The organism is Mesorhizobium sp. M0848 (assembly GCF_040319805.1).
GTDB lineage: Bacteria > Pseudomonadota > Alphaproteobacteria > Rhizobiales > Rhizobiaceae > Mesorhizobium.
This window is the reverse complement of sequence record NZ_JAMYOM010000007.1, coordinates 98,607-114,890: the sequence shown is the minus strand read 5'-3', so window position 1 is coordinate 114,890 and position 16,284 is coordinate 98,607. Positions and strand designations below refer to the sequence as shown.

At 62.6% G+C, this 16,284-nt stretch carries 22 protein-coding genes, 1 other RNA gene and 1 pseudogene; 12 read left to right on the top strand and 12 right to left on the bottom strand.

Annotated features, from left to right (window positions below; genetic code table 11):
* Nucleotides 1-4: 4 nt before the first annotated feature.
* Nucleotides 5-844: an AAA family ATPase gene (locus NKH95_RS10060; protein WP_023811813.1), complete on the bottom strand. Its 840-nt coding sequence runs from the start codon at nt 842-844 to the stop codon at nt 5-7.
* Nucleotides 845-992: 148 nt separating this feature from the next.
* Here NKH95_RS10060 and ssrS point away from each other — a divergent pair.
* The 6 genes from ssrS to NKH95_RS10030 all read left to right on the top strand — a co-directional run bounded on the left by ssrS (nt 993) and on the right by NKH95_RS10030 (nt 4,203).
* Nucleotides 993-1,148, top strand: a non-coding RNA gene (gene ssrS, locus NKH95_RS10055) — 6S RNA.
* Nucleotides 1,149-1,244: 96 nt separating this feature from the next.
* The gene (locus NKH95_RS10050; RefSeq protein WP_023811814.1) at nt 1,245-1,832 is read left to right on the top strand and encodes a 5-formyltetrahydrofolate cyclo-ligase; all 588 of its coding nucleotides are present in this window, start codon (nt 1,245-1,247) and stop codon (nt 1,830-1,832) included.
* A gap of 69 nt (nt 1,833-1,901) precedes the next feature.
* The gene (locus tag NKH95_RS10045) at nt 1,902-2,726 is read left to right on the top strand and encodes a TIGR00282 family metallophosphoesterase (RefSeq protein WP_023811815.1); all 825 of its coding nucleotides are present in this window, start codon (nt 1,902-1,904) and stop codon (nt 2,724-2,726) included.
* Between the two features lie 74 nt (nt 2,727-2,800).
* The gene (locus NKH95_RS10040) at nt 2,801-3,568 is read left to right on the top strand and encodes a TerC family protein (protein ID WP_031213449.1); all 768 of its coding nucleotides are present in this window, start codon (nt 2,801-2,803) and stop codon (nt 3,566-3,568) included.
* A 79-nt stretch (nt 3,569-3,647) separates the two neighbouring features.
* Nucleotides 3,648-3,935 (top strand): BrnT family toxin, encoded by a 288-nt coding sequence (locus NKH95_RS10035; protein WP_081734874.1) that lies wholly within the window; start codon nt 3,648-3,650, stop codon nt 3,933-3,935.
* Nucleotides 3,916-4,203, top strand: a complete 288-nt coding sequence (locus tag NKH95_RS10030) for a BrnA antitoxin family protein (RefSeq protein ID WP_023811818.1) — start codon at nt 3,916-3,918, stop codon at nt 4,201-4,203. Before NKH95_RS10035 ends, NKH95_RS10030 begins: the two co-directional genes overlap by 20 nt.
* Before the next feature lie 6 nt (nt 4,204-4,209).
* Here NKH95_RS10030 and NKH95_RS10025 read toward each other — a convergent pair whose 3' ends face one another.
* The 4 genes from NKH95_RS10025 to NKH95_RS10010 form a co-directional block, all read right to left on the bottom strand.
* Nucleotides 4,210-4,641, bottom strand: a complete 432-nt coding sequence (locus NKH95_RS10025) for an SRPBCC family protein (protein ID WP_352793039.1) — start codon at nt 4,639-4,641, stop codon at nt 4,210-4,212.
* A gap of 61 nt (nt 4,642-4,702) precedes the next feature.
* Complete coding sequence (locus tag NKH95_RS10020) at nt 4,703-5,065, bottom strand: VOC family protein (RefSeq protein ID WP_352554268.1); 363 nt, start codon at nt 5,063-5,065, stop codon at nt 4,703-4,705.
* Between the two features lie 53 nt (nt 5,066-5,118).
* Nucleotides 5,119-5,511: a VOC family protein gene (locus tag NKH95_RS10015; RefSeq protein WP_352554267.1), complete on the bottom strand. Its 393-nt coding sequence runs from the start codon at nt 5,509-5,511 to the stop codon at nt 5,119-5,121.
* Between the two features lie 28 nt (nt 5,512-5,539).
* A complete protein-coding gene (locus NKH95_RS10010) occupies nt 5,540-6,022 on the bottom strand; it encodes an SRPBCC domain-containing protein (RefSeq protein ID WP_352554266.1) in 483 nt (160 codons plus the stop codon).
* Between the two features lie 52 nt (nt 6,023-6,074).
* Between NKH95_RS10010 and NKH95_RS10005 the strand changes: the two genes are divergently transcribed.
* The 3 genes from NKH95_RS10005 to NKH95_RS09995 all read left to right on the top strand — a co-directional run bounded on the left by NKH95_RS10005 (nt 6,075) and on the right by NKH95_RS09995 (nt 7,672).
* Complete coding sequence (locus tag NKH95_RS10005; RefSeq protein WP_352793036.1) at nt 6,075-6,398, top strand: ArsR/SmtB family transcription factor; 324 nt, start codon at nt 6,075-6,077, stop codon at nt 6,396-6,398.
* Between the two features lie 214 nt (nt 6,399-6,612).
* Nucleotides 6,613-7,362, top strand: coding sequence for a YebC/PmpR family DNA-binding transcriptional regulator (locus tag NKH95_RS10000; RefSeq protein ID WP_352891435.1), 750 nt, complete (start codon nt 6,613-6,615; stop codon nt 7,360-7,362).
* A 13-nt stretch (nt 7,363-7,375) separates the two neighbouring features.
* Nucleotides 7,376-7,672: an Rdx family protein gene (locus NKH95_RS09995; protein WP_352440973.1), complete on the top strand. Its 297-nt coding sequence runs from the start codon at nt 7,376-7,378 to the stop codon at nt 7,670-7,672.
* 18 nt (nt 7,673-7,690) lie between these two features.
* On the opposite strand, the gene NKH95_RS09990 is transcribed toward NKH95_RS09995, so the two are convergent.
* Both NKH95_RS09990 and NKH95_RS09985 read right to left on the bottom strand, forming a co-directional pair.
* The gene (locus NKH95_RS09990; protein ID WP_502895188.1) at nt 7,691-7,852 is read right to left on the bottom strand and encodes a glycine zipper domain-containing protein; all 162 of its coding nucleotides are present in this window, start codon (nt 7,850-7,852) and stop codon (nt 7,691-7,693) included.
* Between the two features lie 5 nt (nt 7,853-7,857).
* On the bottom strand, nt 7,858-8,337 hold the full coding sequence (locus NKH95_RS09985) for an anthrone oxygenase family protein (RefSeq protein ID WP_352554264.1): 480 nt from the start codon (nt 8,335-8,337) through the stop codon (nt 7,858-7,860).
* Between the two features lie 128 nt (nt 8,338-8,465).
* Here NKH95_RS09985 and NKH95_RS09980 point away from each other — a divergent pair, with 128 nt between their 5' ends.
* The gene (locus NKH95_RS09980) at nt 8,466-9,107 is read left to right on the top strand and encodes a TetR family transcriptional regulator (protein WP_352554263.1); all 642 of its coding nucleotides are present in this window, start codon (nt 8,466-8,468) and stop codon (nt 9,105-9,107) included.
* Nucleotides 9,108-9,170: 63 nt separating this feature from the next.
* On the opposite strand, the gene rpmE is transcribed toward NKH95_RS09980, so the two are convergent.
* A complete protein-coding gene (gene rpmE, locus NKH95_RS09975; RefSeq protein WP_023811830.1) occupies nt 9,171-9,392 on the bottom strand; it encodes a 50S ribosomal protein L31 in 222 nt (73 codons plus the stop codon).
* A gap of 206 nt (nt 9,393-9,598) precedes the next feature.
* Between rpmE and NKH95_RS09970 the strand changes: the two genes are divergently transcribed.
* Complete coding sequence (locus tag NKH95_RS09970) at nt 9,599-11,398, top strand: ABC transporter transmembrane domain-containing protein (RefSeq protein ID WP_352629180.1); 1,800 nt, start codon at nt 9,599-9,601, stop codon at nt 11,396-11,398.
* Nucleotides 11,399-11,429: 31 nt separating this feature from the next.
* On the opposite strand, the pseudogene NKH95_RS09965 reads toward NKH95_RS09970, so the two are convergent.
* Nucleotides 11,430-12,916 (bottom strand): annotated as a pseudogene (locus NKH95_RS09965) (carboxypeptidase M32).
* 142 nt (nt 12,917-13,058) lie between these two features.
* Here NKH95_RS09965 and NKH95_RS09960 point away from each other — a divergent pair.
* Nucleotides 13,059-13,412 carry a DUF1304 domain-containing protein gene (locus NKH95_RS09960; protein WP_352554260.1) on the top strand — a complete coding sequence of 118 codons (354 nt, stop codon included), beginning with the start codon at nt 13,059-13,061 and terminating at the stop codon, nt 13,410-13,412.
* An 80-nt stretch (nt 13,413-13,492) separates the two neighbouring features.
* On the opposite strand, the gene NKH95_RS09955 is transcribed toward NKH95_RS09960, so the two are convergent.
* From NKH95_RS09955 to NKH95_RS09945, 3 genes are all read right to left on the bottom strand, one after another.
* Nucleotides 13,493-13,921 carry a hypothetical protein gene (locus NKH95_RS09955; RefSeq protein WP_352629184.1) on the bottom strand — a complete coding sequence of 143 codons (429 nt, stop codon included), beginning with the start codon at nt 13,919-13,921 and terminating at the stop codon, nt 13,493-13,495.
* A gap of 248 nt (nt 13,922-14,169) precedes the next feature.
* Nucleotides 14,170-15,201: a peptidoglycan -binding protein gene (locus NKH95_RS09950; protein ID WP_023811834.1), complete on the bottom strand. Its 1,032-nt coding sequence runs from the start codon at nt 15,199-15,201 to the stop codon at nt 14,170-14,172.
* A gap of 1 nt (nt 15,202) precedes the next feature.
* Nucleotides 15,203-16,228, bottom strand: a complete 1,026-nt coding sequence (locus tag NKH95_RS09945) for a MotA/TolQ/ExbB proton channel family protein (protein WP_013529124.1) — start codon at nt 16,226-16,228, stop codon at nt 15,203-15,205.
* Nucleotides 16,229-16,284 lie beyond the last annotated feature (56 nt).

The following is a 16,284-nucleotide window of genomic DNA, read 5'->3' as shown; positions in this document are numbered from 1 at the left end:
CTACCTATTGCTGCCTTCGTGCCATGAACGCCAGCCGCTCGAACAAATGCACGTCCTGCTCGTTCTTCAGCAATGCGCCATGCAACTTGGGCAGGGCGTTCTTCGGATCGGCGCGCAGATCTTCCGGCGCGATGTCGTCGGCGACCAGCAGCCTTATCCAGTCGAGCGCCTCGGAGGTCGACGGCTTCTTCTTCAAGCCGGGCACGTCGCGGATTTCGTAGAACTGGGTCAGCGCCGCGCGCACCAGGTTCTGCTTGATGCCGGGATAGTGGACATCGACGATTCTATGCAGCGTGTCGACGTCGGGAAAGCGGATGTAGTGGAAGAAGCAGCGGCGCAGGAACGCGTCCGGCAACTCCTTCTCGTTGTTGGAGGTGATGATGACGATCGGCCTGACGGCGGCGCGGATGGTTTCGCCGGTCTCGTAGACGAAGAACTCCATCCGATCGAGTTCCTGCAGGAGGTCGTTGGGGAATTCGATGTCGGCCTTGTCGATCTCGTCGATCAAAAGCACGACCTTCCTGCCGGCGGCGAACGCCTCCCAGAGCTTGCCGCGCTTGATGTAGTTCCTGATGTCGTTGAAGCGCTCGTCACCAAGCTGGCTGTCGCGCAGGCGCGAGACGGCGTCATATTCGTAAAGGCCCTGCTGCGCCCTGGTGGTCGACTTGACGTGCCATTCGATGAGGTCGAGGCCAAGTGCTGACGCCACCTGGCGGGCCAGCTCCGTCTTGCCGGTGCCTGGCTCGCCCTTGACCAGCAAGGGCCGCTCCAGCGCGATCGCCGCGTTGACGGCCACCATCAGATCCTTGTCGGCGACATAGGCCGCCGTGCCTTCGAAACGCATTCTTGCTCCTCGGTTGATCATGGCAACCGTAAGGACGCGGCTCACCCTGTGCAAGGGTGCGCCGGCCGCGACGAATGGGCTTGAACCCTGATGGAAACATATGCCCGTCTCACTGGCGCTTAGCCGGCCGGCAGCCTATATTGGGCGGGACGGTCTGTGCTTCCCGGCAGGAGAACATTTTCCCCGGGGCCTTAACGATCCTTAGGGAGCTGTCCCTGGGAAGACCCGTGGGTTTTCTCACACGGCGCCCACCTACTTTGTAGGTTCCCGGGATCGCTCTCTCCACCGGTTGTGTGGATCGTCACTTATTGCCACGCGTCCCGCATTTCGGTGGATGATTGCGGTGGAAAACGTCGCTCCCAAAACTCCATCCAGATCTGACCTTTTCTAGCCTGGCTGAATGACCTCTCTCAAAGACCTGAAAAAGCAGCTTCGCCGTGAGGCCCTCGGACGCCGCGATGCGCTCGATGAATTCTGGCGGGTGGAGGTCGCGCTTGAAATGGCCGAGACGGCACGCGATCTCCTCCACGTCGAGCCGGGCCAGATCGTTTCCGGCTTCTGGCCGATGCGTTCCGAAGTCGACGTTCGGCCGTTGATGTTTGCCTTGCGTGAAAAGGGCGCGCGGCTTTGCCTGCCGGCCATTCTCGACAAGACCACCATCGTCTTTCGCGAACTGGTGCGCGGCGCGCCGATGGTCGAGATGGGTTTCGGCACGGTCGGCCCTCACGAGGAAGCCGAGGTGCTCGACCCCTCTGTGATGCTGGTGCCGCTCGCCGCTTTCGATGCGCGCGGCCATCGCATCGGCTATGGTGCCGGCTATTACGACCGCGCCATCGCCAAGCTGATCGACAAGGGACAGCCGCCGCGGCTGGTCGGCATCGCCTTCGACTGCCAGGAGGTGGCAATGGTGCCGGATGAGGAACATGACGTCGTCATTCCGGAAATACTGACCGAGAGCGGGTTGCGCCGCTTCGCGCCAAAATTGTAGATAAGTACAAGGGACGCATGATCTTCACTGGCGTCATGCAGCTTTCGCTGACCTTCGGTGCGGGATCATATGAGACTTCTCTTCCTCGGTGACATGGTTGGAAAGACAGGACGGACGGCGGTGTGGGAACAACTGCCCGGCCTGATCTCCGACTTCAAACTCGATTTCGTCATCGTCAATGGCGAGAACGCCGCGGGCGGCTTCGGCATCACCGAAGATATCTTTCGCGAGACGATCGCCGCTGGTGCTGATGTCGTCACCACCGGCAACCATGTCTGGGACCAACGCGACGCGCTCGCCTTCGCGCCGCGCGAAGAGCGCTTCCTGCGTCCCTCCAACTTTCCCAAGGGCACGCCCGGGCGCGGCTCCGGTGTCTATATCGCCAGGAGCGGCGCGCGCGTGCTGGTCGCCAACATCATGGGCCGGGTGTTCATGCATCCCGAGCTCGACGATCCGTTCCAGGCCGGCGAACGCGAGCTTGCCGCCTGTCCGCTCGGCGAGCAGGCGGATGCCGTGATTATCGACTTCCACGCCGAGGCGACCTCGGAAAAGATGTGCTTCGCGCATTTCGTCGACGGCCGCGCCAGCCTCGTCGTCGGCACCCACACCCACCAGCCGACCGGCGATCACCAGGTCCTCAACGGCGGCACCGGTTATATGTCCGACGCCGGCATGTGCGGGGACTACGATTCCTCGCTCGGCATGGACAAGGAGGAGCCGCTCAACCGGTTCCTGTCGAAGGTGCCGAAAGGCCGCTTCGAGGCGGCGACCGGACCGGCGACCTTGTGCGGCGTTGGCGTCGATATTTCCGACCGCACAGGGCTGACCGAGCGGATCGCGCCGTTTCGTCGCGGGCCACGGCTGGAAGAAACCGCACCGTCCTTCTGGTCCTGACATTGATATAGGCACGCTTAGTACCTAACTGCCGGCGACACTGCTCTAGATCGTTAAAAGAGGGGACGACCTCCATGCAGCTCATCGAATTCCTGGCGCCGCATTTCCAATTCGTGTCCGACCCGACCGCCTGGGTCGCGCTGCTGACGCTGATTGTGCTCGAGGTCGTGCTCGGCATCGACAACCTGATCTTCATCTCGATCCTGACCAACAAGCTGCCGGAAGCACAACGGGCCCGTGCCCGCCGGCTCGGCATCTCGGCGGCGCTGATCATGCGGCTGGTGCTGCTGGCCACCATTTCGATCATCGTCCAGCTGACCACGCCGGTGTTCACGGCCTTCGGCCACGGTTTTTCCTGGCGCGACCTGATCCTGATTGCCGGCGGCCTGTTCCTGGTCTGGAAGGCGACCAAGGAGATCCATCACACGGTCGATCCCGACGACCACAAGGATACGATGATGGGCGAGACGCTGCAGATCAGCCTTGCCGGCGCGATCTTCCAGATCCTGCTGCTCGACCTGGTCTTCTCGATCGATTCGATCATCACCGCCGTCGGCATGACCGACGAGATCGCCATCATGTACATCGCCGTGATCGTGGCGGTGAGCGTGATGATGCTGGCGGCCGGGCCGCTGGCCAACTTCATCGCCAAGAACCCGAGCATTGTCATGCTGGCGCTGGGCTTCCTTCTGATGATCGGCATGACACTGATCGCAGACGGCATGGGCTACCATGTGCCCAAGGGCTACATCTATGCGGCGATGGGCTTTTCGGCATTGGTCGAGGGACTCAACATGCTGGCGCGGCGACGTAGGAAGGCGAAATCGGGTGGCGGGCACTGAGCTTGGGCTTGGGCGCATGCCGCGTTTGGATTGACTTTTACGGATTTGTACATACAATACTGTAGTCGATGGTGCTACTTTGCAGTTTGAATGGGATCCTGAAAAAGCGAGGCGCAATCTTGCCAAGCACGGCATCGCCTTTGATCTTGCACGAAAGGTGTTCGATGATCCGCTCCATCTCATCGTGCCTGACCGGTTTGAAGATGGTGAGCAACGATGGCACGCGATCGGGATGATTGAGGCTGTCGCGGTATTGCTGGTTGTGCATACCTACCCCGGTCGCGAAGATGAAGAACGGGTTCGGATCGTTGGTGCTCGGAAAGCGACAACGCATGAAAGGAAGCGCTATGAACAGGAAGGACCTTAGCCAGGATCTGCGCAATCAACTTGCCAAGCTGGCCGATTTGCCCGACAGCGAGATTGATACCTCGGACATTCCAGAAGCTCCGGCCGAGAACTGGATTCATGCTCGCCGTGGACATCTTTACCGACCACTCAAGCAGCCGGTCACCATTAGGCTCGATGCCGATGTGCTATCCTGGTTTAAGGAACATGTCGGAGGCGGTGGCTATCAAACCGAAATCAATCGCGTACTTCGCCATCATGTGACCGAACAGGAAAAGCGGCGAGGTTGATCCGATTTAGTTAGCCGGCACGCCCTTCGGGTGACGGTCGCCGATCAGGCCGAGCGTCAGGCCCTGTTCCAGCCACGCCTTGGCGCCGGCCAGTACCAGCGTGAAGCCGCCGGTTGAGCCGACGGCCTCTTTCACCTGCTCGTCGCCATTGCCGGCAAAGCCGAAATTGCGAACCTCGAGAAAAGTCGTCTCGTCGGGCATTTCGGTGAAGGTCCAGACCACCGTGGTCGGCGGATCGCTCCATTGCATGACGATCTTTTCGTTCGCGACGATCTCGCTGACGTCGACCGTCGTCGACACGCCGTACATGCGCCATTCCCAGCGGATCTGCTTGCCGCTGTCCAGCCGGCCGCTGCCATGAGTGAACCAGAATTTCGTTGTAATGGCGGGGTCGACGATGGCCTCGAACACCTCGGCGACAGGCCGCCGGATCAGCATGCCGGCTTCGGCGGTCGGTTTTTCTGGATGTCCATCGGATGCTCCTTTCGTGGCTTGGCGCTCACCAGGCGTCCGGTTCGCGCAGCATGTGGATGATATTGGCGGGGTTGGTGATCCAGCCGCCGCGGAAGCCCTCGCCCAGGGGCTCGATGGCATCGCAACGCACAACGCCAGCCTTGGCTAAATGATCCGCAGCCATGGGGAAATCCTTGGTGAACAGTTCCAGCCACACTTCGGCGTGGCTCATCATCGGCGCCTCGTCGATCCACAGACGGTTGGGGCCAAGCTCGAAGCCGATGGCCGGCGCCTTGTCCGTGAAAGGCTTCAGGCCGACGACGTCGCGGTAGAAGGCGATCGTCGCCTGATACTGGTGCGGCGGCACCTTCATGGCGATGTTGATGCCGCCGGTGATTTTCGTGGTCATAGCTGGCTCCGTTGTCGTGTTCAGCTGTTGTTGGTCGCCCTTGCCCAGACCAGTCATGCGAGATTGATCTGCCAGGAGACCCCGAACCTGTCGTTGAGCCATGCGAAACGGCGGCTGAAGCCGTAACTGTCGGGCGGCATCAGAAACCCACCGTCCTTGGCCAGTGTCTCGACAATTCGGTTCAGCTCCTCTTCTGAGGAACAGTCCACATAGAGCGAGACCGACGGCGTGAACGTGAAGGCGTGGTGCACGGGGCTGTTGAAGACCATGACTTCCAGGCCAGCGATCGACACGCGCGCCAGCTTGACCGTTCCGTCCGGGCCATCTTCGCCGGGGCCGTAATTTGTGACGTCAAGGACGCCGCTGCCGGGAATGGTCTCGCAATAGAGCGTCATTGCCTCTTCGGCCTTGCCCTCGAACATCAGGAATGGCGTTACTTTCTTCATCGCGGATCTCCATCCTCCCCATGGTGGCTCAGATATTGGTCTCGTTGGCGGGTTCGCCCTTCATCTCGCTGCGATAGTAGCCGTCGCGCAAATTGATGCCGTATTCGACATAGGCCTTCATGCAGGCCAGCATCTGCGACCAGCCCTCGCAATTGAGGTAGGACTTCTTCAGGCCGACCGCGCCTTCCTGCCAACCGCTCTCGGCGATGGTGACGAAGGTGCCGCCATCGTCCAGCGGCTCGAAATTCATCTCGATACGGGTCTTGTAGGCGGGTTTGCCGTCGGCGTCGGTGGCATCCCAGCGCAGCACGATGCGGCTGTCCTTGACCACTTCGTCGACCTCGACCGGCACCTTGCCCCACCAGACGACGCCGGTGCCAGCTTCCAGCGGGGCGCTGGCGCCGCCGATCGTGGTGAAGTAGCCGCTCAGTTTCTTTGGATTGACGACCGCGTCGAAGACGTCGGCGACCGGCTTGCCGATGCGTCCGGAAACACTGAATCCAAGTGACATATCCACAACTCCTTCCCTTGATCGGCCCAACAATATGTTATAGAAAGATAACATGTCAAGCCGATCGCAAGACGACAATGTTTTCAAGGCGCTGGCGCATCCGCGCCGGCGTGAAATACTGGATCAGCTGAAGGACGCGCCGAGGACGACCGGCATGCTGTGCGAGGCCTTTCCCGACATCGATCGCTGCACCGTCATGCTGCATCTCAAGGTATTGGAGGAGGCCGACCTGATCGTTGCGCGGCGCGACGGCCGCGAGCGCTGGAACCATCTCAACGCGCTGCCGATCAAGCAGATCCATGATCGCTGGATCAGCCAGTATGCCGGTCATGCGCTCAGCATCATCGACCGGCTGAAGTCGGATCTCGAGGCGTGAGCGGTCGCAGCATGCCATGCAGTGCCATGTCTTGCGCGGTGCGGCTGGACGAATTGAGCCGATTTATCTATAAGCCGGCCATTCCGACAGAGAACGTCGTGCTTCCACGAGTTGCACCTGGGACGCTCTGAAATTTTGAATTCGGGCATTGCGGCAGACGAGGTCAGATCACTTCGCTTCGGGATGCTCTAGCCGAGAAGACGACAGGGGTGCCATGGCCGGCCATTCACAGTTCAAGAACATCATGCACCGCAAGGGCCGCCAGGATGCGGTGCGGTCGAAAATGTTTTCCAAGCTGGCGCGCGAAATCACCGTCGCCGCCAAGAGCGGGACGCCCGATCCATCGATGAACCCGCGCTTGCGCCTTGCGATCCAGAACGCCAAGGCGGTGTCGATGCCGAAGGACAACATCCAGCGTGCCGTCAACAAGGCCTCGATGGGCGACGCCGAGAACTACGAAGCCGTGCGGTATGAGGGCTATGGCCCGGGCGGCGTCGCGGTCATCGTCGAAGCGCTGACCGACAACCGTAACCGTTCGGCGTCGAATGTGCGCGCCGCCTTTACCAAGGCCGGCGGAGCGCTCGGTGAAACCGGCTCGGTGTCGTTCATGTGGGACCGTGCCGGCGAAATCTACTATCCGGCCTCCGCAGGCAGTGCCGACAAGGTCATGGACGCGGCAATCGAAGCCGGCGCCGATGATGTCGAGTCGGATGAGGAAGGCCACACGATCTATTGCGCCTTCGAAAATCTCGGCGAGGTCTCGAAGGCGCTGGAAGGCGCACTCGGCGAGGCGGAATCGGTGAAGCTGGTCTGGAAGCCGCAAAACAATGTTCCGGTCGACGAGGACCGGGCACAGTCGCTGATGAAGCTGGTTGCCACGCTCGAGGACGACGACGACGTGCAGAGCGTCTACGCCAACTTTGAAGTCGACGACGAGACCATGGCCAAGCTCAGCGCGGCATGAGCGGAAGCCCGGCATGAGCGAGCAGATACTCCCCGCCATCCGCATCACCTACTGCACGCAGTGCCATTGGCTGCTGCGCGCCGGCTGGATGGCTCAGGAACTGCTGTCGACCTTCGGCACCGATCTCGGCGAGGTGACATTGGTGCCCGGCACTGGGGGCATCTTCACCATCAGCTGCAATGACGTGCTGGTCTGGGACCGCAAGCGCGACGGCGGTTTTCCGGACGCGGCCAAACTGAAGCAACTGGTCCGCGACGTCATCGACCCGGATCGCGACCTCGGTCATTCCGATCGGAAGACAAAGGCGTAGAGGTCGCCGGCGCTGCCGTCACTTGCGTGGCCACGCACCGAAGGCGGCGCCAATCGCAATACCCACGGCGACGCCCATCGGAAGGTCATCCAGAGCGGTGCCGATCGCGGCACCGACACCAACTCCGATTGCCATGCCGAAGGCCATATTTGCGTATTGATCCTTCATCGGTCGCTCCATCGTCGTCAACGCGTGGCGAACCAGAAGGATGCCAGCGCGGCCATGCCGCTGATGGCGCGGACATGGTTCCACATCACCCATTCATTGAGGTAGCGTGGCCACAGGGCTGCGCCATTGCTGCTGGCTGGATCGACGGCGGCGAGCGCATCATTCAGCGGGACGTTGAAGATCATCGTCACCACCACGATGCCGATGAGATAGAGCAGGCTGCCGGCAATCAGCCAGAGCGAACCCGGCTGGCTCCAGCCAATCACCGCACCGATGGCGACAACGATGCAGACGAGCGCCGTGCCGAACAGCGCTGTCATGAACAGCGGGGTCACAGCTGTGACATTGATCGAATTCATCGCGGCAATGCCGCTTGCGGCCGGCATGCGGGCGAGGCCCGGCATGACGAAGCTGGAGAAAGCAAAGAAGACGCCGCCGACGACGCCTGAGCCGAGTGCGGCAATGAAGATGAGGGTGGGAAGAAGTTTCGCGATCATGTCATTTGCTCCATATGCCCGTTATGTTTTCCTTCGCGCCAAAACATGAATAATCCTCACGTTTGCAAAACGTGATAAACCCTCGTATTTTGTGAGTCAAGCGATTTTGATGCATTTGGAGTCAGTCATTGGAAGACACGGCAGCCCCCGTTTCCCCGCAGGAGCAGGTTGCTTCACCGCGCCGGGCGCCGAGCCAGCAGCGCAGCCGCGAGCGGGTCGAGCGCATGCTGGCGGCTGCCTCGGCGCTGATCGCCGAGCAAGGCAGCGATGCCATGCGCATGGGAGAAGTGGCGGAACGGGCCGGTGTGTCGATCGGCTCGCTCTACCAGTTCTTTCCGGACAAGCGGGCGATCATCTGGGCGCTGGCCGAGCGCTACACCGCCGAAAGCCAAGCCTGCATCTCGGCGGCACTCGCCGGCGTCAGCGACGCCGAAGGCCTGCAGTCCGCGTTTTCAGAGTTAGTCGACATCTATTACCGGCTGTTCCTGGCCGAGCCGGTGATGCGCGACATCTGGTCGGGCACGCAGGCCGACAAGGCGCTGCGCCAACTCGAACTCGCCGACAGCCGCGCCAACGCCGAATTCCTCACCGCGGTGCTGAAACGGCTGCGGCCGGCGGTCGATCCGGCGACACTGGAAACCACGGCGTTTCTGGTCTGGCAGATGGGCGAGGCCGCCATGCGGCTGGCGATCTCGGTTGAGCGCCAGGAGGGCGACAGGCTGGTCGCCGCCTACAAGCGCATGGCGCTAAGGGAATTGCTGGCCGAGTAGCGCCGCGCCGCAACAAAAAACCCGCCACAAGGACGGGTTTTCGATCTGTGAAAGCTCGTTGAGTTAGATGCCGAAACCTTCGAAACGCTTCTTGAACTTCGACAGGCGGCCGCCGCGGTCGAGCAGGGTCTGCTGGCCGCCGGTCCAGGCCGGGTGGGTGGTCGGGTCGATATCGAGGTTCATCGTATCGCCTTCCTTGCCCCAGGTCGAACGGGTCGTGTATTCGGTGCCATCGGTCATGACGACCTTGATGGTGTGGTAGTCGGGATGAATAGCGCTCTTCATGGCTCGGTTCCTGGCTTGACGGCGCTGCCGACGGGCATAAGCCTGCGTCGATGCGCCTCTTTTTAAAACTCGAAGCCGCAGCTATTGAGGAGCCACGGCTTCTAAAACGGTCGGCGAGCCTATACATCAGCCGGAATTGAATCACAAGGCCGCGGCAAGCGCATATTGAGGCGTAGACCCCAAGGGCGGCTGGAGGAAACATCGGGATGGCGCAAATCACCAGCGCAGACGAGCGCCGGCGTTCGCTCAAGCCGCTCCGGCGCCTGTTCCCGTACATCACGCACTATCGCACACTGGTCGTCGGCGCCATTATCTCGCTGGTCATCGCGGCGGCAACCACGCTGGCGCTGCCGCTGGCGGTGCGACGCATGATCGATCATGGCTTCTCGTCGGCCAGCACCACCTTCATCGCCGAATATTTCGCCGCTCTGGTGGCGATGGCCGCCGTGCTGGCGGCAGCATCGGCCGGCCGCTACTATTTCGTCATCACGCTGGGCGAGCGCGTCGTCGCCGATATCCGGCGCGATGTGTTTGCCCATGTGACGACGCTGTCGCCTGCCTTTTTCGACACCGCCCAGTCGGGCGAGATCGTGTCGCGGCTTGCCGCCGACACGACGCAGGTCAAGTCGGCGGTCGGAGCGACGGCCTCGGTGGCGCTGCGCAACGTAATCCTCGGTCTTGGCGCGGTGGGGATGATGGTCATCACCAGCCCGAAACTGTCAGGCCTCGTCATTGCGGCTATACCCGTCATCGTGCTGCCGCTGGTCGCCTTCGGCCGCTCGGTGCGGCGCAAGTCACGCCAGGCGCAGGATACGCTGGCCGATGCCACGGCCTATGCCAGCGAACAGATCGGCGCGGTGCGCACGCTGCAGGCCTTCACCAATGAGAAGCTGGTCACCGGGCATTTCTCGGCCGCGGTGGAAGCTGCTTTCGAGGCGGCACGCTCCTCGATCTTCGCGCGCTCCTTCCTTACCTTCTTCGCCATTTTCACCATCTTCTCGTCCGTTGTGGCGGTGCTGTGGTTCGGCTCGCGCGACGTGCTCGAAGGCTCGATATCGCCGGGTACGCTCGGCCAGTTCCTGCTCTATTCGGTGTTCGCCGCCGGCGCGCTGGGGGCGCTGTCGGAAGTGTGGGGTGAGCTCGCGCAAGCGGCGGGTGCCGCCGAACGGCTGACCGAGATCCTGGCCGAGAAGCCGGCGATCCAGGCTCCCGCCGATCCGAAACCGCTGCCGGCCGTCGCCAAGGGCGCGATCGTCTTCGACAATGTCTCCTTCTCCTACCCGGCAAGGCCCGACCGCGCCGCCGTGCACGGCTTGAGCTTTCAGGTCATGCCGGGCGAGACGGTGGCGATCGTCGGGCCGTCAGGGGCCGGCAAGAGCACGGTGTTTTCACTGATCCTGCGCTTCTACGATCCCGAAACAGGCAAGATCCTGATCGACGGTGTCGACGTGCGCGAGGCCGATCCCGTTTCGGTCCGCCATCGCATCGCGATCGTGCCGCAGGACGTCACCATTTTCGCGGCAAGCGCGCGTGACAATATCGGTTTCGGCCGGCCGGGAGCCAGCAAGGCCGAAATCGAGACGGCGGCGAAGGATGCACTTGCCGATGAATTCATCCTCAAGCTGGAAAAAGGCTATGACAGCCAGGTCGGTGAGCGCGGCGTGACGCTGTCAGGCGGCCAGCGCCAGCGGGTTGCGATCGCCCGCGCCATCCTGCGCGACGCCCCGATCCTGCTGCTCGACGAGGCCACCTCCGCCCTCGACGCCGAAAGCGAGACGCTGGTGCAGACGGCGCTGGAACGGCTAATGCAGGGCCGCACCACGATCGTCATCGCCCACCGCTTGGCAACGGTGCTGAAGGCCGACAGGATCCTGGTCATGGATGGCGGCTCGATCGTCGAGGAAGGCACGCATCAAAGCCTTGTCGCCAAGGGCGGCATCTATGCGCGGCTGGCCAAGCTGCAGTTCGAAACCGGCGCCAGTGCTTTCAGGGGCGCGGCGGAGTAGGCAGAAACATCTGCCGCTGTGCCGGCAGCCACTATACGGCTCCGTATCGCTGCTTCAGATGGTTCACGAAATAGGTGGCGTTGAGCTTTTCGCCGGTAGCGCGTTCGAGCAGATCCGGCGTCGACCAGCGTGATCCCTGCGACCAGATTTTTTCGCGGCGCCACTCGTTGATCGCCTTGAAATTGCCTTTGGCGAGATCGTCATCGGCGGCAGGATGATCCCGCGTCAGCGCCGCCCATTGCTGCGCCGCCATCATCGCGCCCAGCGTATAGGAGGGGAAATAGCCGAAGGCGGCCCCTGGCCAATGCACGTCCTGCATCGGCCCGTCGGCGGGATTGTCGATGGTGGAAAGACCGAGGTAATCGCGCATCTTGGCGTCCCAGGCTTCGGGCAGGTCGGCGACCTCCAGCCGGCCCGCGACGAGCTCCTGCTCCAGTTCGTAGCGCAGGATGACATGCAGGGGGTAGGTCACCTCGTCGGCATCGACACGGATCAGGCCGCGCTCGACGCGATGCACATGCGGCAGGATATCGTCGAGCGACCAGGCCTCACCGAGATGCTTTTCAACCACCGGCAGCGCCCAGTTCCAGAAGGCCGGGTTGCGGCCGAGCTGTTTTTCGACGAACAGGCTCTGGCTTTCATGCACGGCCATGCCGCGCGCCTTGCCGAGCGGCCAGTGCGACCATGCCTTGGGCAGGTTCTGTTCGTAGAGCGCATGGCCGGTCTCGTGCAGCACGCCCATCAGCGCCGACAGGAAGTCGGACGTCTTGTAGCGGGTGGTGATGCGCACGTCGCTCGGCACGCCGCCGCAGAAAGGATGGTGCGACACCGACAGCGACCCGTGTGTCAGGTCGAAGCCGACCGCCGCCATCATGGCAAGGCCGAGCTCGCGCTGCCGGTCGATCGCATAGGTGCCTGAGAGCGGCTTCAGCGGGCGCTTGCGCAGCCGCGCGTCCTGGACCGCCAGCGCCTCCGGCACGAAGCTTTTCAGGAAAGCCTTCAGGTCGGTGAAGACTGGCGTGATGTCGGCGGTGCGGTTGCCGGGGTCGTATTGCTCCATCAGCGCGTCATAGGGGGCTAGGTCGAGCACATCGGCACGCAGCGCCGCCTCCTCGCGCACCAGCGCCACGACGCCCTCCAGCGCCGGCTGGAAGCCTGCCCAGTCGTTCTTGCCGCGCAGGCCGCGCCACAGCTGCTCGCAACGCATGCGCGCGGTCGTCTGGCGTTCGACGAATTCGACCGGCAGGCAGGTCAGGTTGGTATATTGGCGCCGCAGTTCCGAGACCGCGGTGCGCTGCTCTTCACCCAACGCTTCCTGCTCTGCCGCGGCGATCCAGTCTGCTATCTCCGGCGCCGTTGCCCTGGTGTGATACATGCCGGCCAGTGCCGACATCGCCTCGGCACGCTTCTCGCCGCCGCCGACGGCCATGTGGGTGGCCTCGTCGGCACCGAGGATGGCCAGCGCATGCTCGAGTGCTTGAGCTTGTGGCCGAGATTATCGAGTTTCTGAAAGGACATGGCGGCTTCCGTGATTGGGGACGGCGCGAAAAGATACCAACGCAAAGGCGTTGGCAACCCTCAGACGCCGTCCAGCAGATGCACCTTGCGCAGGCGAGGCCGCGCATGAAATGCTGCCGGCAACACATCAAGGGGGGAAAAAATGATCGGCAACATCCTGGTCGGGCTGGTGGCCTTGATCCATGCCTACATCGTCTATCTGGAGATGGTGCTGTGGGACACGCCGCGCGGACACAAGGCTTTCAACCTGACCCGGGAATTCGCCAGTGCCTCGAAAGTGCTCGCCGCCAATCAGGGACTCTACAACGGGTTCCTCGCCGCCGGGCTCATCTGGGGGTTATACCTTGGTGCGGCCGGTTTCCAGGTCAAAGTCTTCTTTCTGGCTTGCGTGGCCATTGCCGGCCTCTATGGCGCGGCAACGGTCGGGCGCAAGATCCTGTTCATCCAGACCGTGCCGGCGGCGGCTGCCCTGATCGCGGTGTGGCTCGGCTGGTAAAAAGGACGCCCGCGGGAGGCCCCCGAAGGCGTCAGGCGGTCCCTTCCTCTTGGACCGTTTCAGCCGTCCTCTTGGACCGTTTAGCCGTTCGGGTAATTGCCGCCGTCGGCGCCGTCGCCGATCAGGAAACCACTGCCGGTATCGATCATCAACCGCTGGTCGACATTGTCGATACGACGCAACAGGTCATGGTATTGCGCGGCCGGTATCCTGCCATGATAGGACGCGGCGACTTTCTCTGCCGCCTGACTGATGTGGGCCGTGCGCATTTCCAGGCGTTCCGCCACGGCCGGGGTGATGTTGTTGGCCTGTCTTGCGTCCACGATGCCCTGCCGGACGCCCTGCACCTGTGCGATAAGCGCCTCGACACGCGGGCCAGTCATGTCGGTCGGATCGGTCGCGTCGAGAGCGCCCTTGTGATGGCCCGCGGCATAGGCACCGGCAAGCGGAACGGCGATGAGGAACGCCGTGAGTGTAGCAGTTCTAAGCGAGGTCTTGAAAGAGCGCATCACGCGTCTCCTCTTGTAGAGGAAAGCGGCGGTTGTCCGCCTGCCTTCCGGCCTTGGGTCGTCCGGTTCCGTCGCGTCGCGATGAGGGGGATTCATCGCCGGCGGTTCTCGGCCCGGGCGGCAAGCTAGGACCGCCCCGCGACAATGTGTAATTAAAAAAAGATAATCTTTTCAGGCCTTGCCGGCCTCGATATGCGCCCTGGAGTTGAGCCGACGAACAAGTTCGCGTGAGTTCGCGTGATCATGGATCAACGTTCGGTGAGCTTCAGTTCAATACGGCGGTTCTTGTTGCGCGCCTCTTCGGTGTCGGCGGGGTCGAGCGGCTGGAACTCACCGAAACCGGCGGCTACGAGCCGGTTGGCAGGCACGCCGTTTTCGATCAGGAATTTCACCACCGAGGTCGAACGGGCCGTCGACAGTTCCCAATTGTCGCGGTAGCGGCCGGCGCCGGAGAGCGGCTTGTTGTCGGTGTGGCCGTCGACGCGCAGCACCCAGTTGATCTCGGGCGGGATTTCCTTCTGCAGCTCGATGATGGCGTCGGCGAGCTTCTTCATCTCGACCTTGCCGGCATCGTTGATCACCTCGGAGCCGGTCGGGAACAGCACTTCCGACTGGAAGACGAAGCGGTCGCCGACGATGCGGATGTTCTCGCGGTCGGCGAGGATTTCGCGCAAACGGCCGAAGAAGTCGGAGCGGTAGCGGTTCAATTCCTGCACGCGCTGCGCCAGTGCGACGTTGAGGCGACGGCCGAGGTCGGCGATCTTGGTGTTTGAATCGCGGTCGCGGATTTCGGAGACGTTGAGCGCATCCTCGAGCGCGCCGATCTGCTTGCGCAGTGCCGCGATCTGCTGGTTGAGGATCTCGACCTGGCTCAGTGCCTGCTGGCTGATCTGGCGCTGGCTGTCGAGTTCGCCGCCGAGCGCCGCAGCGCGCTGGTTGGCGGCGTCGCCGGCGCCCGCACCTTGCGCCAGCAATTGCTGGAGCCGGCTCCTTTCCGCTTCCGCCGCCGACAGCGATGCCTGCAGATTGGCCAGCGAGTCATCCTTGTCCTGCGCCGTCGAGCGCTCCAGCGCCAGCAGCTGCGTCAGTTCGTTGATCTGGGAGTTTAGGCGCGAGAGTGCCGTATCCTTGCCGGAGATTTCGCGTCCCAGCAGGAACTGCGCCAGCACGAAGACCGTGAGCAGGAACATGATGGCCAAAAGCAGCGTCGACAGCGCGTCGACGAAGCCCGGCCAGTAGTCGATGCGGCGATCGGTGCGCCGGCCCCTGGCGAGTGCCACTTCAGTGCACTCCGGGCTTCTTCAGGGCATCGGCGATCTTTTCCAGCGTGTTGCGCATCGCCTTCTGCTCGTCGGACTGGGCCTCGACCCAGTCGCGCATGATCTGCTGTTCCGAGCGCATGTTCTTGACCAGGCCGGAAATGCCGTCGGCGAGATTGGCCATGGCGGTGGCGACGCGCGGGTTGGAGCCGCCGCCATTCTCCTGCATGCTGCGCAGCCGTTCCGACAGCACCCGGATCTCGTCGGAGGATTCGGTCTTGGCTGGGTCGGCGACGACGATGTCCGACGACAGGTCGGTCACCGAGGACAGCCAGTTTTCCAGTTCGGTGTAGAAGCGCGTCTGGGCGCGGCCGGCCTGCAGGTCGAGGAAGCCGAGCACCAGCGAGCCGGAGAGGCCGAACAGCGAGGACGAGAAGGCCGTGCCCATGCCGGCCAGCGGCGCGGAAAGCCCCTGCTTCAGGGAATCGAGCACCGCGGCGGCGTCACCGGTGCCGGGATCGAGCGATTCGATGGTCTCGCGGATCGAGCCGATGGTGTTCAACAGGCCCCAGAAGGTGCCGAGCAGGCCGAGGAACACCAGCAGGCCGACGAGATAGCGCGAGGTGTCGCGGCTTTCGTCGAGGCGGGTGGCGATGGAATCGAGCATGGTGCGCATCGAACTGGTCGAGAAGGCCATCGCCGAGGAACGGCCGATCATCGCCTTCATCGGCGCCAGCAGCACCGGTTCGGTCGTCTCAGAGCCGGCACGGAAGGAGTTGACCCAGCGCACTTCGCGAAACAGTCGCCCGACTTGGGCGAAGGCCAAAAGGATGCCGACCACCAGCACGCCGACGATCAGGCCATTGAGGCCGGGATTGCTGCCAAAGGCGGTCGAGATTTGTCGGGTCAGAATGGCGGCGATGAAGGCGACGATGACCAGGAAGATCACCATGGTCAGCAAAAAGACCTGCGGGCTCGATAGTTTATGCGGGTCGTAGATCAGGACATCAGAACGTCTGCCCATGCCGAAGGATCTGAGAAAAGCCATCCGTGCCCCGTTTCCGATGCCGCCGCCGATCACGTAAACCGCGACTCTAAACGGAA

Bases quoted from the DNA above. Each gene is read 5' to 3' on its own strand.
- NKH95_RS09985 (WP_352554264.1), bottom strand. From the start codon at position 8,337: ATGATCGCGAAACTTCTTCCCACCCTCATCTTCATTGCCGCACTCGGC.
- NKH95_RS10060 (WP_023811813.1), bottom strand. From the start codon at position 844: ATGCGTTTCGAAGGCACGGCGGCCTATGTCGCCGACAAGGATCTGATG.
- NKH95_RS10020 (WP_352554268.1), bottom strand. From the start codon at position 5,065: ATGACCACGAAAATCACCGGCGGCATCAACATCGCCATGAAGGTGCCG.
- NKH95_RS10025 (WP_352793039.1), bottom strand. From the start codon at position 4,641: ATGCTGATCCGGCGGCCTGTCGCCGAGGTGTTCGAGGCCATCGTCGAC.
- NKH95_RS09960 (WP_352554260.1), top strand. From the start codon at position 13,059: ATGATCGGCAACATCCTGGTCGGGCTGGTGGCCTTGATCCATGCCTAC.
- NKH95_RS09995 (WP_352440973.1), top strand. From the start codon at position 7,376: ATGAGCGAGCAGATACTCCCCGCCATCCGCATCACCTACTGCACGCAG.
- NKH95_RS10000 (WP_352891435.1), top strand. From the start codon at position 6,613: ATGGCCGGCCATTCACAGTTCAAGAACATCATGCACCGCAAGGGCCGC.
- NKH95_RS10010 (WP_352554266.1), bottom strand. From the start codon at position 6,022: ATGTCACTTGGATTCAGTGTTTCCGGACGCATCGGCAAGCCGGTCGCC.
- NKH95_RS10040 (WP_031213449.1), top strand. From the start codon at position 2,801: ATGCAGCTCATCGAATTCCTGGCGCCGCATTTCCAATTCGTGTCCGAC.
- NKH95_RS10050 (WP_023811814.1), top strand. From the start codon at position 1,245: ATGACCTCTCTCAAAGACCTGAAAAAGCAGCTTCGCCGTGAGGCCCTC.
- NKH95_RS10045 (WP_023811815.1), top strand. From the start codon at position 1,902: ATGAGACTTCTCTTCCTCGGTGACATGGTTGGAAAGACAGGACGGACG.
- NKH95_RS09955 (WP_352629184.1), bottom strand. From the start codon at position 13,921: ATGCGCTCTTTCAAGACCTCGCTTAGAACTGCTACACTCACGGCGTTC.
- NKH95_RS09970 (WP_352629180.1), top strand. From the start codon at position 9,599: ATGGCGCAAATCACCAGCGCAGACGAGCGCCGGCGTTCGCTCAAGCCG.
- NKH95_RS10030 (WP_023811818.1), top strand. From the start codon at position 3,916: ATGAACAGGAAGGACCTTAGCCAGGATCTGCGCAATCAACTTGCCAAG.
- NKH95_RS09945 (WP_013529124.1), bottom strand. From the start codon at position 16,228: ATGGCTTTTCTCAGATCCTTCGGCATGGGCAGACGTTCTGATGTCCTG.
- NKH95_RS09990 (WP_502895188.1), bottom strand. From the start codon at position 7,852: ATGGAGCGACCGATGAAGGATCAATACGCAAATATGGCCTTCGGCATG.
- rpmE (WP_023811830.1), bottom strand. From the start codon at position 9,392: ATGAAGAGCGCTATTCATCCCGACTACCACACCATCAAGGTCGTCATG.
- NKH95_RS10015 (WP_352554267.1), bottom strand. From the start codon at position 5,511: ATGAAGAAAGTAACGCCATTCCTGATGTTCGAGGGCAAGGCCGAAGAG.
- NKH95_RS10005 (WP_352793036.1), top strand. From the start codon at position 6,075: ATGTCAAGCCGATCGCAAGACGACAATGTTTTCAAGGCGCTGGCGCAT.